Genomic DNA, 20,051 nt, shown 5'->3' with positions numbered 1-20,051 from the left:
GTCTTAACGTATGCCCTCTTAGAAACTCGCACAACCTATGAAGGATTCATACTACTTGACATGGAGGGAGACCCAATGAAAATAGGTACATTTTTGCTCGGCGGTATTGCCGGTGCGGCGGCGGTCATATATCTCAATCGTAAGAGTAAGTCAATGTTGTTCTCAGCATTCAGCTCGTCCAGTGAATCGATGGGTAAAGTTGTTGATAAAGCAAAGGACTCGTTTGTGAACAAATCATTTGGAAATTCGGCAGCCAAAAACTTCTCGACTTCAAACTCAAATGGCCTGAATCAAGTTGAAAAAATTGTGAAAGAAGATCCTCATTTGAAAGCAACTGTCAATGAAATCATGCGTGAAAATAAAGAAAGCTCTTCGACTATCCAATGAACGTAAGTGTTAAGCGCAGTCTGGCCTACCCAAGGCGCCGGCTGTGCTTTTCTTTTTATACATAACTTGCGCGTGCAATTGCACGCAATTAATGTTAACATGATAGGTGAAAACGAAAGCAAGATGCATGTCCATTTTCGTTCTCAAAGGTTCACCTTTTTGTTTTTTTATCATATTCTGTTTTAATAAGATGACCATGCTTTCGATGCAAGCTTTCCTGTCGGAAAGCTCAAAGGAGGATCCTATCATGAAAATAGAACGCTTAAGTCAGGATAAGATACGGATTTTCCTAACATTCGATGACTTAACTGAACGCGGTATTCAAAAGGACGACATGTGGAGAGAAATTCCCAAAGTACACGAATTATTTAGTGAAATGATGGATCAAGCCTATTCAGAGCTCGGATTTGACCCGTCCGGCCCGCTTGCTGTTGAGGTGTTTGCACTTCCGGCACAAGGAATGGTTGTTATTGTGACCAGAGGTAAGCTTGATTTGTATGCAAACTCAGATGCATATGACGATCACGAAGCTGAAGAAGTGTATGAAATGGAAGTAACGCTTGAACAAAGCGATTTAGTCTCCTATGCTTTCCGTGATTTTGAAGACCTAGTGCGTGTATCCAAAGTAATTAATCCCCTTCTCATGGAAGGCGGTACCCTTTATTCATACAAAGGGAAATATATTTTACAACTCGAGCCTGTTGACCTCGAAGAGACGAAATACCAGGCTTTAATTGCTGTCTTATCCGAATTCGGTGAAGCCGCTTCCGTTACACAAGCTGTGCTTGAAGAGTATGGAAAGACAATCATTGCAGATGATGCAGTTAAAGTTCTCTGCCGCCATTTCAAATAAGGCCATTCCTTACTTTTTGATGAAGAATGAAACAAGCATTTTCAAAAACGATCGTTTTTGTGGATGCTTGTTTTGTTAGTTAATCGTGATCATTTATCAACGTAGAGAAGAGATAATGGGGGAGACCTGGATGACTAGCATAGATCGCAAACGACTGGCGCCTACTCTTGCTGCTGTTGATTTGGACGGGTTATTGGCCTACTACCAAAAACAGCTCCGCGAGGAGGCTTATTTCTATTTACAAAAAAGAGGGATAACAGAAGAAACGGTTATACAGTACCGTATCGGTTTTGAAATTGGCAAGATAGGATTCTATGTTAATCAGAACCAGCTAGGTGATTACTTCGAGCATAGAGTTATTGTTCCTATTCGGAACTACGACGGCGAAATTGTCGACTTAATCGGACGCTCGATAGATAATAGGGAACCGAAATATAAACCCTTGTATGGTTTAGATCAGTATCTATTTAATTACTCAGCGCTTGAAGATTCGGATGAGGTTGTTCTTTGCAATGGGATTTTCGATGTCCTAACGTTATCTCAAGCCAAAATGCCAGCTGTTTGCGTACCTGATAACGGTATGTTTAAAGAACAACATATGTCATTATTTGCTGGTAAACGGGTTTATATTTGCATGGGGAATGATGAGACCGGAAGAAGGGATTCTACTCGTATAGAGGCCTTATTAAGGGAACAGGGCAATGAGACGTACATTATAAATTTACCTGAAACCATTCGAGATATTAACGATTTGTTCATTAGAGCTCAGAATCCGATTGAAACTTTTCTTGCACTAGTGAATCAAACCGTTGATGAAACAAGGCTCGTCCCTGTAGCCCCAGATATCAAAAATAGCACCGTTTATTTAGAAGAATATATGAAGCGGTTCCGCGGTCAAGTGGCTAGTATCCGCACTGGCTTTGCTAAGCTGGACCATTTACTTTTCGGCGGCTTTGGGAATGGCTTGTATTTACTCGCAGGTTCAGGCTCCATTGGCAAGAGCATGCTGCTTAAACAAATAGCCGATGAACTTGCTTTTCAGCAGAATCCGGTCATTTTTGTATCATGGGATATGACGAACTTCGAATTATGGGCACGCAGCATTGCAAGGATTATTGGGATAGCACCACAGAAAGTGCTCGGGGGCAAAGTTGACCCCGAACAGGTAGCGGAAGCTAACAAGCAGTATGTGAAAATAAGTAAAATGCTCTGGATGCTTGAGTGTACGATGGATACAACGCTTGATCAAGTAGCTGCTTCCATTGAACGGATTGCGGTTGTTGTTGGCAAAGAGCCTGTGATTTTCATTGACCATTTGCAGCGTATTCCAGCAGCTAAAGGGGTAACTCCTCTAACTTGGGAGCAGCAGCAAGCAGCTATCGCTTATACGCTTAAACAATGGTCCAGAGAATGGAATTGTCCTATTATCGCTGCTACCGCTTTAGAGCTTGGCCAAGATAACGTGCCTGATAATGTGCAAGCTTCAGCGGATGTGGTCATGATTATGCAGCCTAATGAAACAGAAGAGGATCAACAGCAGTCCATATCGCTTGTTTTGAAGAAGAATCGAAATGGGACAACAGGGAATATCCCACTCATTTTCCATAATGATCGTGCGTTGTTCACTGAATAAGACATAGAAAAGTCATTTAAAAATGCTATAATGTTCATATTACGCAAGGAATCGCTTAATGGTTCTACATGGTATTGAACGAAAAGGGGGAGCTGCATTTGCAAATTCTGCCGGTTATTATGGCAGCCATAGCACCAGGTCTCTCATTGCTAACGTACTTTTATTTGAAGGACCGATACGAAACGGAACCGATTCATTTAGTTATTCGAATGTTCTTGTTTGGTGTTCTGCTTGTATACCCTACGATGGTACTGCAGAATGCGTTGATTGAAGAGTTTGGAAAGGGGACGTTTATCTCGGCCTTTTTCCTATCTGGTGGCATTGAAGAGTTTTTGAAATGGTTCATCCTCTATCATTTGATCTTTAGGCATGAAGCCTTCGATGAACCCTATGACGGAATTGTGTATGCGGTGGCCGTAAGCTTAGGTTATGCGACTTTGGAAAATATCATTTATGCTTTCCTTAATGCCTCGTCTTTCTCTGCTCTGATGATTCGCGCTCTGCTGCCAGTTTCTGCGCATGCATTGTTCGGTGTCATGATGGGGTACTATTTGGGTAAGGCTAAATTCATTCCGCACAAAGCGCAAAGGTATTTATGGATTTCCTTGTTGCTGCCTATTTTGTGGCATGGATTGTTTGATTATATTTTGCTTATTTTCAAAACGAACTGGGTTTGGATCATGATTCCAGTCATGTCTTTTCTATGGATTCGCACGATTTGGCGGGTTGACCGTGCCAATGCTCATTCCCCGCTGCGCATTGTGACAGCAGATGAGAAGATTAAAGTGAGCTAAAATAGGTCATAATGGACAGTATAGATGGCAATTCCTGGCTGTAAGCCCGGAACTACCGGGAGGGTGTACATGTCCACGACAAGAGTCAAAGTAAAGATCCGCTGCCGGTTATGCGGCGAGAAGTTTGTGCTGAAAGGCAAGAAAGAAAAAGGGAAAATTGAAACGGGATTCCGTCAGTGCATTTGCAGCAATGAGCAAGACTTTGAAGTAGAGACGGATGATTAGCGTGAGGCCATTCTTTTAAGAATTGGCCTCTTTTTGTTGTCATTCCTGTATAAACCTGTCTCCCCACGTAAAAACTAAGCGCAAGTTTGGGTACGAAAGGAGCAGTCGCGTGTATAAAAGATTAAGTATTGTCATGTTTCCATTCCTCTTGATTGCATTGATTGGTGCTTCAGTGTGGGGATATTTGGAACACCAGGAGAAGAATACGATTTTGATCAAAGCAGAGAATCAATATCAACGTGCGTTCCATGATCTTTCCTTCCATGTGGATAAGCTCCATACAGAGCTTGGTAATACGTTGGCTGTTAACGCAACCTCGGAGCCTTCTTACCGAAAGGGACTGGTGAATGTATGGCGGCTGACTAGCCAAGCGCAAAGTGATATTACGCAGCTACCGCTAACACTGCTGCCATTCAACAAAACGGAAGATTTCTTAGCTAATATGGCTAATTTCTCATACCGAATGTCCGTACGTGATATGACGAAGCAGCCTCTAAATGAGCAAGAAATAAAAACATTGAACGCGCTCTACGATCATTCCTCTGAGATAACGAAGGAAATACGCGGTGTTCAGGAGAAGGTTTTGTCCAAAAACTTGCGTTGGATGGACGTTGAGGTCGCTTTAGCTTCTGAAAATGAAACACATGATAATGCGATCATTGATGGCTTTTCTACCGTTGACAAAAAAGTCGGAGCCTATGAGGAATTAAACTGGGGACCTGGGAATTTAACCATTTTTTCCAAAAATGATGTTAGCACTTTGTCCGGGAATGACATGACGGCTGATCAAATTAAACAAAAAGCGGCGCAATTTCTGGGACAGAGTGATACAACCGCTATGAAAGTCGTTGAGAATGGTAGTAATGCGCCAGAATACCAAAGTTTTAGCGTTGTAGTTCCAGGCGGAAACGGCAGTGAAAATGATATTCAGATGGATTTCACCAAAAAAGGCGGTCAGCTCATTTATTTTATGAAGCCGCGAACCGTAAAAGAATCTAAATTTGATCTTAGACATGCGCGAGATATTGCGAATGAGTTCTTGGATCAACATGAATACAAAGATATGAGCGCAGTTAGCTATGATCAGTATCAGAATATCGCTAACATTATTTTCGCTAAGCGAGAAAAGGATGTCACGATTTATCCTCAGCAAATTAGTGTTAAAGTAGCTTTAGATACTCTTGAAGTTATAGGTGTGCAGGCAACAGACTATATATTTGGTCAAAAACAGCGAACGGTTGGTCAGCCAAAAATAACTGCAGCCGAAGCACGTAAGCAGCTTAGCCCGAAAATGGAAGTGACTGGCGAGTCTTTGGCGATTATCAAAAATGAATTAGATGAAGAAGTGCTTTGCCATGAATTTATCGGGAAGATGAACAACAATATTTATCGTGTTTATATGAATAGTGATAATGGGATGGAAGAGAAAATTGAGACCATTCGCCCTGAACAGGCTGAAGCAGCAGCTGACGCAAAGAAATAATCATTGAGAAGAAGCAGGTTCAATCCTAGCTTCTTTTTTTTGCTATCATAATTAATAGGTCATTGGTATAATTAAGACATATTACGTCTCGGAGGTGCAGAGATTGCTTCCTAAAGTCAACCAGATATTACATATGCATGTGAATAGCATCGACGATGAAGAGTCCAAAATTGAGTACAAGTCAAGAATTGCTGACGTGACGGATAGTGTGATCGCCATAGAGATCCCGCTGAATGAGAAAACAGGCCGACTCAAGAAGCTGTATCAAGGTGATGAATTAAGCACATTCTTTTTAGGTCAGGGCGGAGTAAAGCACTATTTCACAACTTCGGTTACAGGTTTCAGAGAAGATGTGATTCGCTTAGTGGAACTGCGTAAACCCGAGCCTGAAGCCATAACGCAAGTTCAACGCAGAAGCTTCCTTAGGGTTCTGGCGGAACTTGAAATTGCCGTTAAATTGTCAGACCAAATTCAATTCATTGGCGTGACAGATGATGTTGGTGGTGGCGGGATCTCGTTTATCTGTGAGGCGCATATCCCTATCGGAATGAATGCAATTATTTCATGTTGGGTTCTTGCACCATTTAAGAATGGTAATATTGAGCATATTCCGTTTACTGGCGAGGTTGTCCGCGTTAAACAGCTCGAGTCTGGCAAGCAATTGGCTATGATTAGATTTACGGATATAGCCGATCGTGAACGTCAGAAACTAATTCGTTTTTGCTTCGAGAGACAGATGGATTTCCGTAAGCGCTAAACGCATGAGATTTCACCTGCATGGGCATACTACCAAACAATATGTCAATGTGAGCAGGTGGGGCATCTCATGTCAAGGGATGAGGAGCATAAGTCATACGAGCAGCTGTTTATCCTCTTTTCTGCGAAGGTAGAGAAGGTGATCATTCGGACAACGCTCGTATTTTTCGTTTTACTTATATGTGTTCAAGCGATGCTGCAAATTCCTTACATACGTAAGCATTTTACCCGTGTTGAACCACTAGAGGGAAAGCCCTACGTATGGCCTCAAAAAGAGAAGGAAGAGCGCTCTTAGGCACATCTAATTGTAATCTAATATACGTCCAAGTTTTGCATATGCCTATTTAATGTGCTATAATTTCAATTAATTAGCAGGCAGTGCCTGCTTTTTTGTTCGTAAGGTACTGTGAGGTATTGTTAGGAGGAACAGCAGCTTGGAAAAGTTCAATATTGCCATAGATGGTCCTGCTGGAGCCGGTAAAAGTACCATTGCGCGGCTAGTTGCTGGGGCACTTGGTTTCGTTTACGTGGATACAGGCGCCATGTATCGGGCAGTAACGTGGAAAGTACAGCAAGAAGGGCTGCTACCTGATCAAGAACAAGAAGTGGCTGCTTTGGCGAATCGCATGCAGATTGAGCTCATTCCTCGCGAAGAAGGACAACAAGTTTTCGTAGATGGCGTCGATGTGACCAAAGAAATTCGTACGACAGCCATAACGGATCATGTCTCCCAAATCGCTAGCTATGGAGCTATACGCCAGCTCCTGGTCACACTTCAGAAGCAAATGGCTATATCCAAAGGCGTAGTCATGGATGGCCGCGACATCGGTACTCATGTTATGCCTGACGCTGAAATTAAAGTTTTTCTGACAGCTAGCGTAAAGGAAAGAGCAGAGCGTCGATTCAAAGAGATGCAAAACAGCGGAACTTGTACCCTAACGCTCTCCGAACTGGAACAGGACATTGCTCGTCGCGATCAACTGGACCAAGATAGAGAGATTTCACCGCTTAGACGAGCTCATGATGCTGTTTTAATGGACAGTACTTCAATGACCATTGAGGAAGTTGTGGACGAAATACTTGGGCTTTGCAAAGACAAAGTCGGAGGTGGCAAATAAGATGCTTTATCGCATCGGGAGGGCCTTATTTCGTTTTATTTTTACCTTGTTTTTCCGTATGCGGGCATTAGGGATGGAGAATGTCCCTACACATGGAGCAGTCGTGCTTTGCGGAAATCATACAAGTTTGTTGGATCCGCCATTGTTAGGAACTCCGCTTAAGCGTATGGTTCATTTCATGGCGAAGGCCGAGCTGTTTGATATCCCTGTGTTGGGTTCCATTATTTCTAGAGTCGGTGCTTTCCCTGTGAAACGCGGTGGCGTTAGCAGAGAATCGATCCGACTTGCGGTGCAATTGCTTCGCGATGGTAACATGTTGGGCGTTTTCCCAGAAGGATCGCGGAACAACGCCGGAGGTATGGGCAAGAAGGGCGCAGCCAGTCTTGCACTCAAATCTGGAGCTACCGTAGTTCCGGTGGCTATTATAGGCAATTATTCCTTATTCCGCAGCATGACGATTGTATATGGAAAACCGCTTGACCTAAGTGCATATGCAGCTGCAAGCTCCGAAGATTTGGAGCAGGCAACGGAAGCTATTATGAAAGAAATTCGCCGATTACATACTGCTTATAGCAAAGGTTAACAAGAATGTATGGAATCGAAAGCTTGGAATTATACTATCTTTAAAGCGAATGGAAGTTATTGTTTTGTTTGAAACAGAGTAGAAGCTTACAATACTGCTTTGTGACTTATAAATTATTTATTGTTGGTTGTAATTAGAGGAGGGTAATCCCATGTCAGATGAAGTAAAAGTTGAAGATCAAACGCAAGAAGTACAAGAAACACAAGAAACAGCCGTATCGCAAGCAGAAGCTGAGCACGCTCTTAACAACGTTGCTGTGCTGAAGAAAGGCGCTACCGTTAAAGGTAAAATTGTTAAGGTAGACGCAGATCAAGCCTTCGTGGATATCGGTTACAAATACGATGGTGTTATCCCAGTTCGTGAGCTTTCTTCCGACGCAGAAGCAACATTGCTTGGACAAGAAGTTGAATTGAAAGTTGTTTCAATCAATGATGCGAAAGAAACATTGGTTCTTTCCAAACGTGTTGTTGACAACAGCAAAGTATGGGAGTCACTGCAAGGTCAGCTGGATAGCAAAGAAATCATTGAAGCTGCTGTATCTGAAGTTGTAAAAGGCGGACTAGTTGTGGATATTGGCGTACGTGGTTTCGTACCTGCTTCAATGGTTGAGCGTCAATTCGTTGAAGATTTCTCCTCTTACAAAGGCCGCACATTGCGTCTTCGTGTGAAAGAAATCGATCGCGAGAAAAACAAAGTGATCTTGTCTCAAAAAGATGTTCTAGATGAAGAATTCGAAGCTAACAAAAAGAAAATCATCGAAGGTCTTCAAGTTGGTCAAGTACTAGATGGTACTGTTCAACGCTTGACACAATTCGGTGCGTTTATTGATATCGGTGGTATCGACGGACTTGTACACATCTCCGAGCTTGCTTGGCACCATGTAGAACAAGCTTCTGACGTAGTCAAAGAAGGCGATAAAGTGAAAGTGCAAATCCTTAAGCTTGATCCTTCCAATGATAAAATCAGCTTGAGCATCAAAGCAACTCAAGAAGGTCCTTGGTCCAATGTTGATCGTGAATTCAAAGCAGGCGATATCGTAACAGGTACAGTGAAACGTCTTGCAGCTTTCGGCGCATTCGTTGAAGTGGCTCCTGGTGTTGAAGGTCTTGTGCATATTTCCCAAATTGCACACCGTCACATTGGTACTCCGCATGAAGTATTGAAAGAAGGCCAAGAAGTTCAAGTGAAAATCTTGGAAATCAATACAGCTGAGAAACGCGTTAGCTTAAGCATTAAAGATACAGAGGAAGCTCCAGAAGCTCCGGCTGGTGCAGCGTCTCCGTCTGCTTCTAAACCAGACAGAGAAAGACAACCAAGAGGCGATCGTGACCGCGGGAACAGCGCAAGTCACCAAAAAGAGATTGCTGGTAATGAGAATGTATCCTTGAGCAATCAAGGTCTGTCCATGACACTTGGCGAGCGTTTTGGCGATAAACTTTCCAAATTCAAAAAGTAAATGATACGACGCTTAGGAGGACCATAAGAATGCGCATCTCACGCAAAATGGAGCATGTCCATTACGCGCTGGAGCTTGGCCAATCACGGCAGCAAGGGCTGTCGGATATCAAGCTTGTGCATAACTGTCTACCTGAGACTTCGACGGATCAAATAGCATTAACTACTGAAATCGGCGATCTCATTATGAGTTCGCCGATTTTAATTAATGCAATGACGGGCGGCGCTCAGGAGACGGAAAGCATTAATCGCGATTTGGCCATCTTGGCAAGGGAAAAGGGCATGGCTATGGCCGTTGGTTCCCAGATGTCAGCAATTAAAAACAGTGAGGTTGCATCGAGCTATCAAGTTGTTCGCCGCGAAAATCCCAAAGGGATCGTGTTCGCGAATTTGGGCAGCGAGGCAACTACGGAGCAAGCAGTCCGCGCCGTCGATATGATTGAAGCGAATGCGCTTCAAATTCATTTGAATGTCATGCAGGAGCTCATTATGCCAGAAGGGGATCGCAGCTTTGTGGGCATGCTCAGCCGCATTGAAGCTATTGTTCGGCATGTACAGGTACCCGTCATCGTAAAAGAAGTTGGCTTTGGTATCTTGAAGGATAACGCCAAACAATTGCAGGACATCGGTGTCCGCTTTTTGGATGTTGGCGGCTCGGGCGGCACGAATTTCGCCGCCATTGAGAATGCCAGACGTCCAGCGGCTTTGGAGTGGCTGAACGATTGGGGCACACCAACCAGCATTGCCCTGTTAGAGGCACTCTCGGTTTATCCGCGAGGCGGAGTTATTGCCTCTGGCGGTATAACGAACGCTTTGGAAGCGGCCAAAGCGTTATCCCTTGGTGCTTCAGGGGTTGGCATGGCTGGCGCATTCTTGAGGGTTTTACGCAGTGAGGGAGTCGATGCGCTCCACCATTTTGCTGATGAGCTTCATCAAGGACTTATTCTAATTATGACAGCGCTAGGCGCTAATACGATTCAGGCATTGGGAAATTGTCCAGTTGTCATTATAGGCGAAACGGCAGAATGGTGCAGGGCTAGAGGTATTAATTTAACTTCATATGCAGAAAGAGCCAGCCAGAGTAAATAATCGAAATATTGCCATACTATAGATCAGGCGGTGCTTCCCTCGTTAAGTTGGAGTGGTAGCCTGAAGATCCGCAGGCAGGTCGGTGGCAATTGCCACCTGATCGCCTATGCATGGTAGGGTGGTACGATTATGAACTCCGGCTATTTGTCTCTAATTCTCCTTAGTATCACGTTGATCTTATTCGCCAGCGGATGGAAGGAACTGTACATCAGAAGTATATCGCACAAGGGCATGCTTCTTTTTTTTGTCTCATGGATTGTCTTTTCCAGGTTTACCTTAACGATTCAACATGTTCAAGTGGGACTCGTTTATGTCTGGGTTCTGCTCATCAGCCTGGCTATTCTCTATAAGACAAAAGGATTCATACATAAGCTTCATTTACTGTCGATCGGCCTTTTATTAGGTTCCCTTCATTTCTTGCTGCAGCAGCTTCTTGAGATGGACCCCATCCTTATCGTTCGTAACTCGGAGTGGGATACGGCTTTATTGCTTGCTGTTGTAGCTCTTGTGTTACAACGTAGTGCATGGGAGCAGATCGCGGCACTCTCGATTGGCTACTTACTTGGAGATATGTATCAGGCGGGAATTCATCCGGTAGATGGCTACTATCGTGTCGGTAAGGCGACTTTTCAAGACCAATGGTGGCTATCTGTTTTTGCGGCAAGAACGATGACCATCATCCTTCAATCTGCTTATAACGGCTGTCGGAGTATCATTCGCAGTTGGATGGACCGAAGAGGAGGCTGGAAGAAGTAATGGATTGGTTCTATTCGCATCGTTATACGATAGGTATCGTCGTAGGGGTTATTTTTGGCATTCTGGCGCGTTTGAATATGCTAAGAACGGACTACAGGCAATATCCGACCTATCCTCATGGTAAGATTATACATATTTCCCTTGGTGTCATCGCAGCAGGACTAGGAGCAGTAGCTGTTCCTGCTTTACTGGACAAAAATTATACGGCTGTTACTTTCTTATCGCTAGCCGCTCAACAGTTTCGAGATGTGCGAAATATGGAAAGACAAAGTCTATCCAAAGTTGATGAGTTAGAGTTAGTTCCACGGGGAGCGGCATATATTGAAGGAATAGCGATGGTATTTGAAGGAAGAAATTACCTCGTTATTTTCTCAGCATTTCTTGCTTCGTTATTCAGTATTCTATTTGCTTGGTATTGGGGGATCGTTGCCGGGGTTGTGTCCATTTGGATTGCTAACTATTTCAAAGCAGGTAACAAACTAGCGAAAATTGCAGACATTGAACACGTCGATATTCGGATGGATGGACCGGATTTGTTCGTCGGATCGGTTTATATCATGAATGTTGGACTCGCAGACAGCCGCGAAAAAATACTTGAACACGGGCTTGGTTTCTTAATTAAACCCAAAAATCGCAATGCCCGCGTAACGCTAGCTCATTTAGGCCAAAGACAAGCTATTCTTCATGATATTTCAACCCTGTTTGGTGCTTACCGAGATGAAGGAGAGCCTTCCTTGCGTCCGATGGCAAAACTGGATATGAATACAGGCACGATAGCCATACTGCTCCTCCTACAGGAGAAAGATGTAGAGAAAACGTATACTGCTCTTCATCGGGTACCCGTGTTGGAAAGTGCTGTTCGAATGCCGTCTGAAGCGGGTGTAAACAAAAAGAAGGAGGCCTAAATCGGGATGTCGCAAATCCTTGCTGTTGTAACCTTGACGAAGGAACGAATAGGTGGCGGTGCTCCAATCTTCGTTGTGGATAAGGAAGATGAGCTCGAAAGAGTCTCTTTTACTCTTGAAAAGATTTTGGATGCTAATGCCCACGATTTGAAAAATGGCACAATGATTTTGGTCAAGCATACCTGAAATAGCTGGTGTGCCCGCTTGTTATCATGCGGAGTCTCAAATGAGATTAGCCAAGTCGTGTCTTTTTTGTTATGATGTAAGTTGCGTATTTTTCCATGGCTGATCATGGAATTCGAAGGAGTGAATGAGTAGTGGCTAGACCTGTACTTGCAATTGTAGGCCGACCGAATGTCGGTAAGTCCACCATTTTCAATCGGATCGTAGGCGATCGTCTTGCGATTGTGGAAGATAAACCGGGGGTTACACGTGATCGATTATATGGCGTAGGAGAATGGCTCAATACATCATTCAGTGTCATTGACACAGGTGGTATTGAAATTGATGGGGAGGATGCGATCCTCAAATCAGTTCGTATTCAAGCTGAGCTTGCTATTGAAGAGGCGGATGTCATTGTTTTTATGGTCGATGCCAAAGCGGGCGTAACACCATCAGATGAAGAAGTTGCCCAATTGTTATTCCGCTCTAAAAAACCGATCGTACTTGCTGTTAACAAAGTAGATAATCTTGCGCGTCAAGATGATATTTATGAATTTTACTCATTAGGCTTCGGTGATCCAGTAGGGATTTCAGGTTCTCACGGAATCGGAATCGGTGATTTACTTGAAGTTGTTTGCAACTTGTTTCCCGATAAAAAAGACGATGAATACGGCGAAGAGGTTATTAAATTTGCCCTGATCGGTCGCCCGAATGTTGGGAAATCTTCGATGACGAATGCCATTCTTGGCGAAGAACGGGTAATCGTTAGTGAAGTGGCAGGAACGACGCGTGATGCGATCGATACGCCATTTGAACGGGATGGACAAAAGTTTGTCATTATTGATACGGCGGGAATGCGTAAAAGAGGTAAAGTCTACGAGAACACGGAGAAATATAGCGTCATGCGTGCCATGAAAGCGATTGAACGTGCTGATGTTGTGCTCGTCGTTATCGACGGTCAAGAGGGCATTATCGATCAGGACAAGCATATTGCCGGTTATGCGCATGAAGCAGGAAAAGCGATCGTGATTGTCGTAAATAAATGGGATATCGTCGATAAAGACGATAAAACGATGCAGCATTTTACACAAACCATTCGCGATCACTTCTTGTTTTTAAGTTACGCGCCAATTGTATTTGTCTCGGCCAAAACAACTCAACGCTTGCACAAGCTGTTGCCTGTCATTATTCAAGTTGCTGAGAATCATTCTCTTCGTGTACAAACACATCTTCTCAATGATGTTGTTTCGGATGCAGTAGCCTACAATCCGCCTCCTACGGATAAAGGTAAAAGACTGCGTATTAACTATGTGACACAAGTTGCTGTTAAGCCTCCTGTCTTTGTGCTCTTCGTGAATGAGCCTGAGCTCATGCACTTTTCATATGAACGGTACTTGGATAACAAGATTCGTGCTGCCTTCGGATTTGAAGGAACCCCGATTCGTATCTTAAGCCGTAGGAAATCATCGGACAAAGAATAGGAGATGTTGTGCATTGCTTTCGATAATAACAATTGTAGTGGGTTATTTGTTAGGCTCCATAAGCTTTAGTTATTTATTCGGAAAATGGTTCAAAGGCATTGATATCCGCAAACATGGGAGTGGCAATGCGGGGGCGACAAATACGCTTCGTGTTCTGGGTAAGGGACCTGCCATCGTAGTTCTCTTGCTTGATGCTTTAAAGGGAGTTGCTGCCGTGTGGATTGGAACATGGGCAGCTCCCGGACCCGATGACATCTGGATTCGTGTATTATGTGGGCTAGCAGCCATCGTCGGACATAATTGGCCCATATACTTCGGCTTCCGAGGCGGAAAAGGTATCGCAACGACCATCGGTGTTATGGCGACCCTTTGCTTCATTCCGACATTAATTGCTGGTTTAACTGCTATCGTCATTATTGCGGTCACTAGATTCGTATCGCTCGGTTCCCTTATTCTTACTGCACTTTTACCTTTTCTTATTTGGGGAATGGACCGACCTTTACCAATTTTGTGGATTAGTATCTTGCTATGTGCATTTGCCTTTATGCGCCATCGTACGAATATTGTGAAGCTCATTCAAGGTAAAGAGAACAAGCTGGGTCAGAAAAGGGCTTAGCTATGCGAAAGATGCCAGTTTTCTACGAAAACTCAGCAATGCTTACGAAAGCAAGTTTTCTACGAAAACTCAGTTAATGCTTACGATGCCAGTTTTGCTAAAGCAAAACTTTTAGGAGGAGTAACCTTGTCAAACAAAGTATCGGTCCTAGTAGCTGGAAGTTGGGGGACGGCACTTGCCTCGGTACTGGCGGATAATGGGAAACAAGTGCTTTTATGGTCTCGTAATGAGGATCAGGTTAAAGAAATAAATGAGAAACATCGCAACAGCCGCTTTCTTCAAGATGTGGAGCTATCGCCGCTAATCGTAGCGACCAACTCGCTGCAGGAAGCGGTAGAGGATGCTGATGCGATCATTATGGTCGTACCTTCAGCAGGCATGCGCGAAGTAGCGTCACGGATGCGCCCTTTTTTGAAGAAGGATACTTTAGTGGTTCATGCAACCAAAGGCTTTGAAACGGGAACGTTAAAGCGTATGACCGAGGTTCTTGCCGATGAGCTTCCAGAGATAGATCCCAAGCGGCTTGTCGTACTTTCCGGTCCAAGTCATGCCGAGGAAGTTATTCGTAAATGTCCGACGACTGTCGTGGTTGCTGCCCAGGACCTTAAAGCGGCAGAAGCGGCACAGGATTTGCTGATTAATTCCTACTTCCGCGTCTACACGAATCCGGATGTTGCCGGAGTGGAGGTTGGAGGGGCGCTTAAGAACATTATTGCGCTAGGCGCAGGTCTGACCGATGGCCTAGGCTTTGGTGATAATGCAAAGGCTGCTCTAATGACGAGGGGCTTGGCTGAGATTGCACGTCTAGGTACGGCTATGGGAGCCAATCCACTTACATTTTCCGGCTTAGCAGGGATTGGCGATTTGATCGTGACTTGTACGAGCCAACATAGCAGGAATTGGCGTGCCGGCAACAAGTTAGCAAATGGTATCCCCCTGAGCGAGGTTCTCAAAGAGATGGGAATGGTCGTAGAAGGCGTGAAGACAACGAAAGCTGCCTATGAGTTGTCCCGTAGATTTGACGTAACTATGCCGATTACAGATGAGTTATACAACGTTCTTTTCGATGGGAAGTCGCCTCAGCTAGCTGCACAAGATCTGATGGGGCGCGTCAGAACCCATGAGATTGAAGAAGTTGCCACCGGCTCAGCAACAAATGTGTTGAAGTAGCCTACACCACATTCTCTCCGCATTCATACTATACCTTAGAAGATCCAGTCATCCAAAGGTATAGGGAGGCGGCACATTTGTCGAATAAGGATATCTCGAAAGACGTATTAAATGTGGTGAAAAAGAAGACGGGTAAATCCGTTACAGCGAAAGATATCGAGAAGATTGCCAACGGTGTGAAACCTTCTACCCTGCAAAGCGAAACTCAACTTCGCCAACTCATCAAACAAGTTTCTGGTTTAGTGAACGTGAAGGTATCTGAAGAAACCATCAATGATATCATTCAGGCAGTCAAAAGCAGTAAACTGGATTCCAATAATATGCAGCAATTAATGAACATGATGATGGGTAAAAAATAAAAGCATGAAGGGGAGAAAAGTTCCCCTTTATGCTTTTTTTCTCATCCTATGCTATACTTACTGGTGATCAATTTGAATGATTTATACATAAGGAGTTAAGATTATGTCAAGTTTAGACAAAATGTGGGCATCATTCGTGGCGATCGGACTCATGGTAGTCGCGTCATTATTAATCTCTTACGCAAGAACTCGAACCACAGGAGCTCTTCGTGTTGTATTATCCGTGATTGCTTTTTTTCTATTTATTCCAATTTTACTTTACATGCTGCTATCTTTGTTTTAGCAACCTGGAGGCGAGATATCAATGTTAGAATTGAAAACACGCAAAACGCAGAAAACGATAGAGCCGGTTACCGGATTAACGATTCTGGACCACGCGCTCAAAGAAGATTTGGACTGGGGATTTTCATGTACACGGGGTACTTGCGCCAGATGCCGTTGTTATGTAGCTTCAGGCCGGGAACTGTTATCATTACCTTCGGATGAAGAAGAGAGCCGTTTGGAGCCTGAGGAGATCAAGCAGGGCTTTCGGTTAGCTTGCCAGTGTGTAGTGAAGCAATCTGGTCATATTTCCGTAACACATAAGCCTTATTTCTAAAATTTCTGCCTGAAGGGTGTGGGCATTTTGGTCCTGCTGGAGCCGTTACTACCAACGATTACAACCATCCATACACAATTATTGCAAGTTCCAGACGTACGATGGCTCATCGGTGGAAGCTGCGGACTGCTTTTACAAAAAGTAGATATTGGGAGAAGTCCAAGAGATCTGGACATCTATGTAGATGACAACGATGTAACTGCTATACATTCTTCCTTATTAGATTATTCGGTGGATACACCGATTTATAGTAAAACTCCTATTTATGCTTCAATCCTAAGTCATTATCTGATCGATGGAAATGCTGTGGAAGTCGTTGGTGATTTTAAGGTCAATGCCCTGCATTCTTCTTACCAGGTGGAAGCTACATATCTTTGGGAAAACCATAGCCATTCGGTCAGAATCAACGAACAGGAAGTTAAAATGATGCCGTTAGCCCATGAACTCCTCTTTAATTTACTTCGTAATCGGCCTGATCGCTATGAAGCTATTGCGAAAACCATGAAAGCTTTTCCAGAGCTGCATATGCAGGCGTTAAGTGATTTAATACAAAGAAATCGCTGGGGAAGTGAGTTTGAGCGGAAGCTGGAACGGTTGATAGATTCAAGCAAATAGCAGGAGGATAGCCTAACAGAAGGTGGACGCGATGAATGGATCAGAAGTGCATTTTTGGCCCGATGACAAAAAAATAAGTGTTCGAGCGGGAACGACCTTGCTGGATGCAGGGCGCAAAGCTAAAGTTCACATACGTACCCGTTGTGATGGCAAGGCGGCTTGCCTGATGTGTAAGGTCAAGGTTAGTGATTTAAGGGGCCTCGCACCTATGAATGTGAATGAACGGTTAAAACTAGGCACTCAAGCTGAGGAGGGCTATCGACTTGCTTGTCAAGCCCGTGTGATTGGCTCGGTGCAGGTAACGGTGCCAGAAGACCCTCTTAAGGCTGCCATACGTGCCCAACTTGCGAGGCAGGCGGAGGAAGACGACTTATTTTAGAAAAAAAGATAGGATGATTATGTCGTGAAAATAGCTCGAAGCCTTTTACATGGTAGATGGGTAGGTATCACTCTTTGTTTAGTCCTTCTTCTCAGTGGTTGTGCTTACCCTAAGGAAATGCGTAAAGAGAATCAAATTAATCCAGCTGAGTTCATAACCGTTGTTCAGCAGGCCATTGATCTTTACCACGAAAAGAACGGCGTTCTTCCGATCAAGAATAGTGATATGACAACACCCCTCTATGAGAAATATGTGATCGATTTTGGCAAATTGAAAAAAACGAATCTGTTAAGTACGGTTCCAGCAAACGCGTTCGAAAGCGGCGGCATTTTTATTTACGTGCTGGTTGATGTGGAAACAAAGCCATTGGTTAAGCTGATGGATTTATCTGCTTATCAAAGTGTGGAGGATGTCCAAAAGAAGATTAATGATTATAAGGTGAAACATGATGGTAACCTGCCTCAGGGCATTGCTATTAATGAAGAATTTGATTATGTTGATTTTGATAAGCTTGGCATGAAATCTCCCGAGATCAAGTCCGTTTATAATCGTAAAAATTTCATAACCTATTTGGTGAACAAGCAAACAGGAGATGTAACGATTGATTATGCGATGGATATTATGCAGCTTATCCAAAGCAATTCGTTAGAAAGCTCCTTGAAGTCAGATCGTGATTTACGAGAGATTCTCGTGAGTAAATCTTATTTCGTGCCTATTCGCAGCAACCCGTATTTATGGCAAAAGAATCAGCCAATGCCTCAGACTAAAGAATAGACGCGACCTCTTACAGAAATCTGTAAGAGGTTTTTTTAGATTTTCAGAATAACCAATACAAGTCAATCATATATTTTTTCAATGTGGTGAGACTTTGATCTTGGTTCAAAGGTCCGCTAAATATGGTTCTATAAGGAAAGCCGTATGTGCTTCATAAAATATGAGCGGCAAAAAAAAGATTATACGCATCTATCATATTTCTATCGAAAGTACATATATTTCTTACTAGTCCAAATGAATGTACGAGTAGTCAATTGTTACCGTCACAAGAGTCAGTTGACGACCAAACTGTAGGAGGGATTCTCTTGGAGAAAGTGGATATCTTTAAGGACATTGCAGAACGAACGGGAGGGGACATTTACCTGGGGGTTGTCGGAGCGGTCCGGACAGGAAAATCAACCTTTATTAAGCGTTTTGTGGAATCTGTAGTGCTTCCTAACATTCAAAGTGAAGCGGATAGGATCCGGGCTACCGATGAACTCCCGCAGAGCGCTGCTGGCCGCACGATTATGACAACGGAGCCGAAATTCGTACCGAATACGGCGGTCCAAATTTCGGTGGCCGAGGGGCTGAATGTGAATGTTCGCCTTGTTGATTGTGTAGGTTACGCAGTCGATGGCGCCAAAGGCTATGAAGACGAGAATGGACCGCGGATGATTAATACACCTTGGTTCGATGAACCGATTCCATTCCAGGAAGCAGCTGAAATTGGAACACGCAAGGTCATTCAGGAGCATTCGACACTCGGAGTTGTTGTAACTACCGATGGTACGATTTCTGATATTCCGAGGTCTTCGTACGTGTTGGCAGAGGAAAGAGTCATTAATGAGCTGAAAGAAGTAGGCAAACCGTTCATTGTCATCATTAATTCACAGAAACCGAATAGTGAGCCTGCGCTTGAACTGCGCAGCGAGCTGCAAAGCCGCTACGACGTCCCTGTTGTGACAATGAGTGTAGCAAGTGCAGGCGAAGAGGAAATGGTCTCTGTGCTGCGCGAAGTGCTCTACGAGTTCCCTGTTCATGAAGTGAACGTGAACTTACCAAGCTGGGTGATGGTTCTGGACGAGAATCATTGGCTGCGGACTCAATTCGAAGCTTCCGTACGAGATACGGTTCAAGATATTAGACGCTTGCGCGACGTTGATCGTGTTGTCAGCCAATTCGCCGAATATGAGTTCATTGATAAAGCCGCTTTGGCTGGACTTAATATGGGGCAAGGTGTAGCGGAGATTGACCTGTTTGCGCCTGATGAGTTATACGACCGCATACTGGTCGAAGTTGTCGGGGTTGAAATTCGCGGCAAAGATCATCTGCTTCAGTTGATGCAGGATTTCACGCATGCGAAACGAGAATATGATCAATTCGCCGAAGCGCTCGAAATGGTGAAAACAACAGGCTATGGTATAGCGCCTCCGACGCTCGCTGAGATGGCTTTGGATGAGCCGGAGCTAATCCGTCAAGGATCTAGGTTCGGAGTCCGTTTACGGGCAACAGCGCCGTCTATTCATATGATTCGTGTGGATGTTGAGTCGGAGTTTTCACCAATTATCGGTACGGAGAAGCAAAGTGAAGAGCTTGTCCGCTATCTCATGCAGGATTTCGAAGATAATCCGCTTAAAATATGGGAGTCCGATATATTCGGAAGATCGCTTCATTCGATTGTTCGTGAGGGGATTCAGGGGAAACTTGCCCAGATGCCGGACAATGCACGTTATAAACTGCAAGAGACGCTTGGCCGAATTATTAACGAAGGATCTGGCGGTTTGATTGCTATAATTTTGTAAATATGTAGACAAAAAAACACTCAAAAGAGTGTTTTTTGTCGTTTAATAGCCGAAATATGCACATAAATTGGAAAGC

General features: G+C 44.0%; 25 protein-coding genes. All 25 read left to right on the top strand.

The window, feature by feature from the left end; genetic code table 11:
- Window positions 1-75: 75 nt before the first annotated feature.
- The 25 genes from ASD40_RS02925 (at window position 76) to spoIVA (ending at window position 19,975) form a co-directional block, all read left to right on the top strand.
- A complete protein-coding gene (locus ASD40_RS02925) occupies window positions 76-387 on the top strand; it encodes a hypothetical protein (RefSeq protein ID WP_057301834.1) in 312 nt (103 codons plus the stop codon).
- A 247-nt stretch (window positions 388-634) separates the two neighbouring features.
- Window positions 635-1,240, top strand: a complete 606-nt coding sequence (locus ASD40_RS02915) for a genetic competence negative regulator (RefSeq protein ID WP_029192986.1) — start codon at window positions 635-637, stop codon at window positions 1,238-1,240.
- A 130-nt stretch (window positions 1,241-1,370) separates the two neighbouring features.
- Window positions 1,371-2,873, top strand: a complete 1,503-nt coding sequence (locus ASD40_RS02910) for a DnaB-like helicase C-terminal domain-containing protein (RefSeq protein ID WP_057301832.1) — start codon at window positions 1,371-1,373, stop codon at window positions 2,871-2,873.
- A gap of 98 nt (window positions 2,874-2,971) precedes the next feature.
- Window positions 2,972-3,667 carry a glutamic-type intramembrane protease PrsW gene (gene prsW, locus ASD40_RS02905; RefSeq protein WP_057301831.1) on the top strand — a complete coding sequence of 232 codons (696 nt, stop codon included), beginning with the start codon at window positions 2,972-2,974 and terminating at the stop codon, window positions 3,665-3,667.
- Between the two features lie 69 nt (window positions 3,668-3,736).
- Window positions 3,737-3,892: a hypothetical protein gene (locus tag ASD40_RS37715; RefSeq protein ID WP_162251192.1), complete on the top strand. Its 156-nt coding sequence runs from the start codon at window positions 3,737-3,739 to the stop codon at window positions 3,890-3,892.
- A 109-nt stretch (window positions 3,893-4,001) separates the two neighbouring features.
- On the top strand, window positions 4,002-5,375 hold the full coding sequence (gene ypeB, locus ASD40_RS02900; protein WP_057301830.1) for a germination protein YpeB: 1,374 nt from the start codon (window positions 4,002-4,004) through the stop codon (window positions 5,373-5,375).
- 103 nt (window positions 5,376-5,478) lie between these two features.
- Complete coding sequence (locus tag ASD40_RS02895) at window positions 5,479-6,132, top strand: flagellar brake protein (RefSeq protein WP_082562036.1); 654 nt, start codon at window positions 5,479-5,481, stop codon at window positions 6,130-6,132.
- A gap of 69 nt (window positions 6,133-6,201) precedes the next feature.
- On the top strand, window positions 6,202-6,426 hold the full coding sequence (locus ASD40_RS02890) for a hypothetical protein (RefSeq protein ID WP_057301829.1): 225 nt from the start codon (window positions 6,202-6,204) through the stop codon (window positions 6,424-6,426).
- Window positions 6,427-6,565: 139 nt separating this feature from the next.
- The gene (gene cmk / locus ASD40_RS02885) at window positions 6,566-7,249 is read left to right on the top strand and encodes a (d)CMP kinase (protein WP_057301828.1); all 684 of its coding nucleotides are present in this window, start codon (window positions 6,566-6,568) and stop codon (window positions 7,247-7,249) included.
- A 1-nt stretch (window position 7,250) separates the two neighbouring features.
- Complete coding sequence (locus ASD40_RS02880; RefSeq protein ID WP_057301827.1) at window positions 7,251-7,832, top strand: lysophospholipid acyltransferase family protein; 582 nt, start codon at window positions 7,251-7,253, stop codon at window positions 7,830-7,832.
- 151 nt (window positions 7,833-7,983) lie between these two features.
- A complete protein-coding gene (gene rpsA, locus ASD40_RS02875) occupies window positions 7,984-9,288 on the top strand; it encodes a 30S ribosomal protein S1 (RefSeq protein WP_057301826.1) in 1,305 nt (434 codons plus the stop codon).
- 29 nt (window positions 9,289-9,317) lie between these two features.
- Window positions 9,318-10,376 (top strand): type 2 isopentenyl-diphosphate Delta-isomerase, encoded by a 1,059-nt coding sequence (gene fni, locus ASD40_RS02870; RefSeq protein WP_057301825.1) that lies wholly within the window; start codon window positions 9,318-9,320, stop codon window positions 10,374-10,376.
- A 129-nt stretch (window positions 10,377-10,505) separates the two neighbouring features.
- A complete protein-coding gene (locus ASD40_RS02865; RefSeq protein WP_057301824.1) occupies window positions 10,506-11,132 on the top strand; it encodes a YphA family membrane protein in 627 nt (208 codons plus the stop codon).
- Window positions 11,132-12,037, top strand: coding sequence for a YIEGIA family protein (locus ASD40_RS02860; protein WP_057301823.1), 906 nt, complete (start codon window positions 11,132-11,134; stop codon window positions 12,035-12,037). The genes ASD40_RS02865 and ASD40_RS02860 overlap by 1 nt, the downstream gene beginning before the upstream one ends.
- Before the next feature lie 6 nt (window positions 12,038-12,043).
- The gene (locus ASD40_RS02855; protein WP_057301822.1) at window positions 12,044-12,223 is read left to right on the top strand and encodes a capping complex subunit for YIEGIA; all 180 of its coding nucleotides are present in this window, start codon (window positions 12,044-12,046) and stop codon (window positions 12,221-12,223) included.
- Window positions 12,224-12,354: 131 nt separating this feature from the next.
- Window positions 12,355-13,680 carry a ribosome biogenesis GTPase Der gene (gene der, locus ASD40_RS02850; RefSeq protein WP_057301821.1) on the top strand — a complete coding sequence of 442 codons (1,326 nt, stop codon included), beginning with the start codon at window positions 12,355-12,357 and terminating at the stop codon, window positions 13,678-13,680.
- A gap of 13 nt (window positions 13,681-13,693) precedes the next feature.
- A complete protein-coding gene (gene plsY, locus ASD40_RS02845) occupies window positions 13,694-14,296 on the top strand; it encodes a glycerol-3-phosphate 1-O-acyltransferase PlsY (protein ID WP_057301820.1) in 603 nt (200 codons plus the stop codon).
- Between the two features lie 126 nt (window positions 14,297-14,422).
- A complete protein-coding gene (locus tag ASD40_RS02840; RefSeq protein WP_057301819.1) occupies window positions 14,423-15,466 on the top strand; it encodes an NAD(P)H-dependent glycerol-3-phosphate dehydrogenase in 1,044 nt (347 codons plus the stop codon).
- Between the two features lie 77 nt (window positions 15,467-15,543).
- Window positions 15,544-15,825 carry a stage VI sporulation protein F gene (locus ASD40_RS02835; RefSeq protein ID WP_057301818.1) on the top strand — a complete coding sequence of 94 codons (282 nt, stop codon included), beginning with the start codon at window positions 15,544-15,546 and terminating at the stop codon, window positions 15,823-15,825.
- 103 nt (window positions 15,826-15,928) lie between these two features.
- Window positions 15,929-16,108: a DUF2768 family protein gene (locus ASD40_RS02830; RefSeq protein ID WP_056838054.1), complete on the top strand. Its 180-nt coding sequence runs from the start codon at window positions 15,929-15,931 to the stop codon at window positions 16,106-16,108.
- A 21-nt stretch (window positions 16,109-16,129) separates the two neighbouring features.
- A complete protein-coding gene (locus ASD40_RS02825; protein ID WP_057301817.1) occupies window positions 16,130-16,423 on the top strand; it encodes a 2Fe-2S iron-sulfur cluster-binding protein in 294 nt (97 codons plus the stop codon).
- A gap of 27 nt (window positions 16,424-16,450) precedes the next feature.
- Window positions 16,451-17,038 (top strand): hypothetical protein, encoded by a 588-nt coding sequence (locus tag ASD40_RS02820; protein WP_057301816.1) that lies wholly within the window; start codon window positions 16,451-16,453, stop codon window positions 17,036-17,038.
- Between the two features lie 31 nt (window positions 17,039-17,069).
- Complete coding sequence (locus ASD40_RS02815) at window positions 17,070-17,417, top strand: 2Fe-2S iron-sulfur cluster-binding protein (RefSeq protein WP_057301815.1); 348 nt, start codon at window positions 17,070-17,072, stop codon at window positions 17,415-17,417.
- A 24-nt stretch (window positions 17,418-17,441) separates the two neighbouring features.
- Complete coding sequence (locus tag ASD40_RS02810; RefSeq protein WP_057301814.1) at window positions 17,442-18,191, top strand: hypothetical protein; 750 nt, start codon at window positions 17,442-17,444, stop codon at window positions 18,189-18,191.
- A 305-nt stretch (window positions 18,192-18,496) separates the two neighbouring features.
- Complete coding sequence (spoIVA, locus tag ASD40_RS02805) at window positions 18,497-19,975, top strand: stage IV sporulation protein A (RefSeq protein WP_056614411.1); 1,479 nt, start codon at window positions 18,497-18,499, stop codon at window positions 19,973-19,975.
- The last annotated feature ends 76 nt before the right edge of the window (window positions 19,976-20,051 follow it).

This window comes from Paenibacillus sp. Root444D2 (assembly GCF_001426375.1).
Classification (GTDB): domain Bacteria; phylum Bacillota; class Bacilli; order Paenibacillales; family NBRC-103111; genus Paenibacillus_E.
The sequence above is the reverse complement of the archived record's forward strand: the minus strand, read 5'-3'. Positions and strand labels throughout refer to the sequence as shown.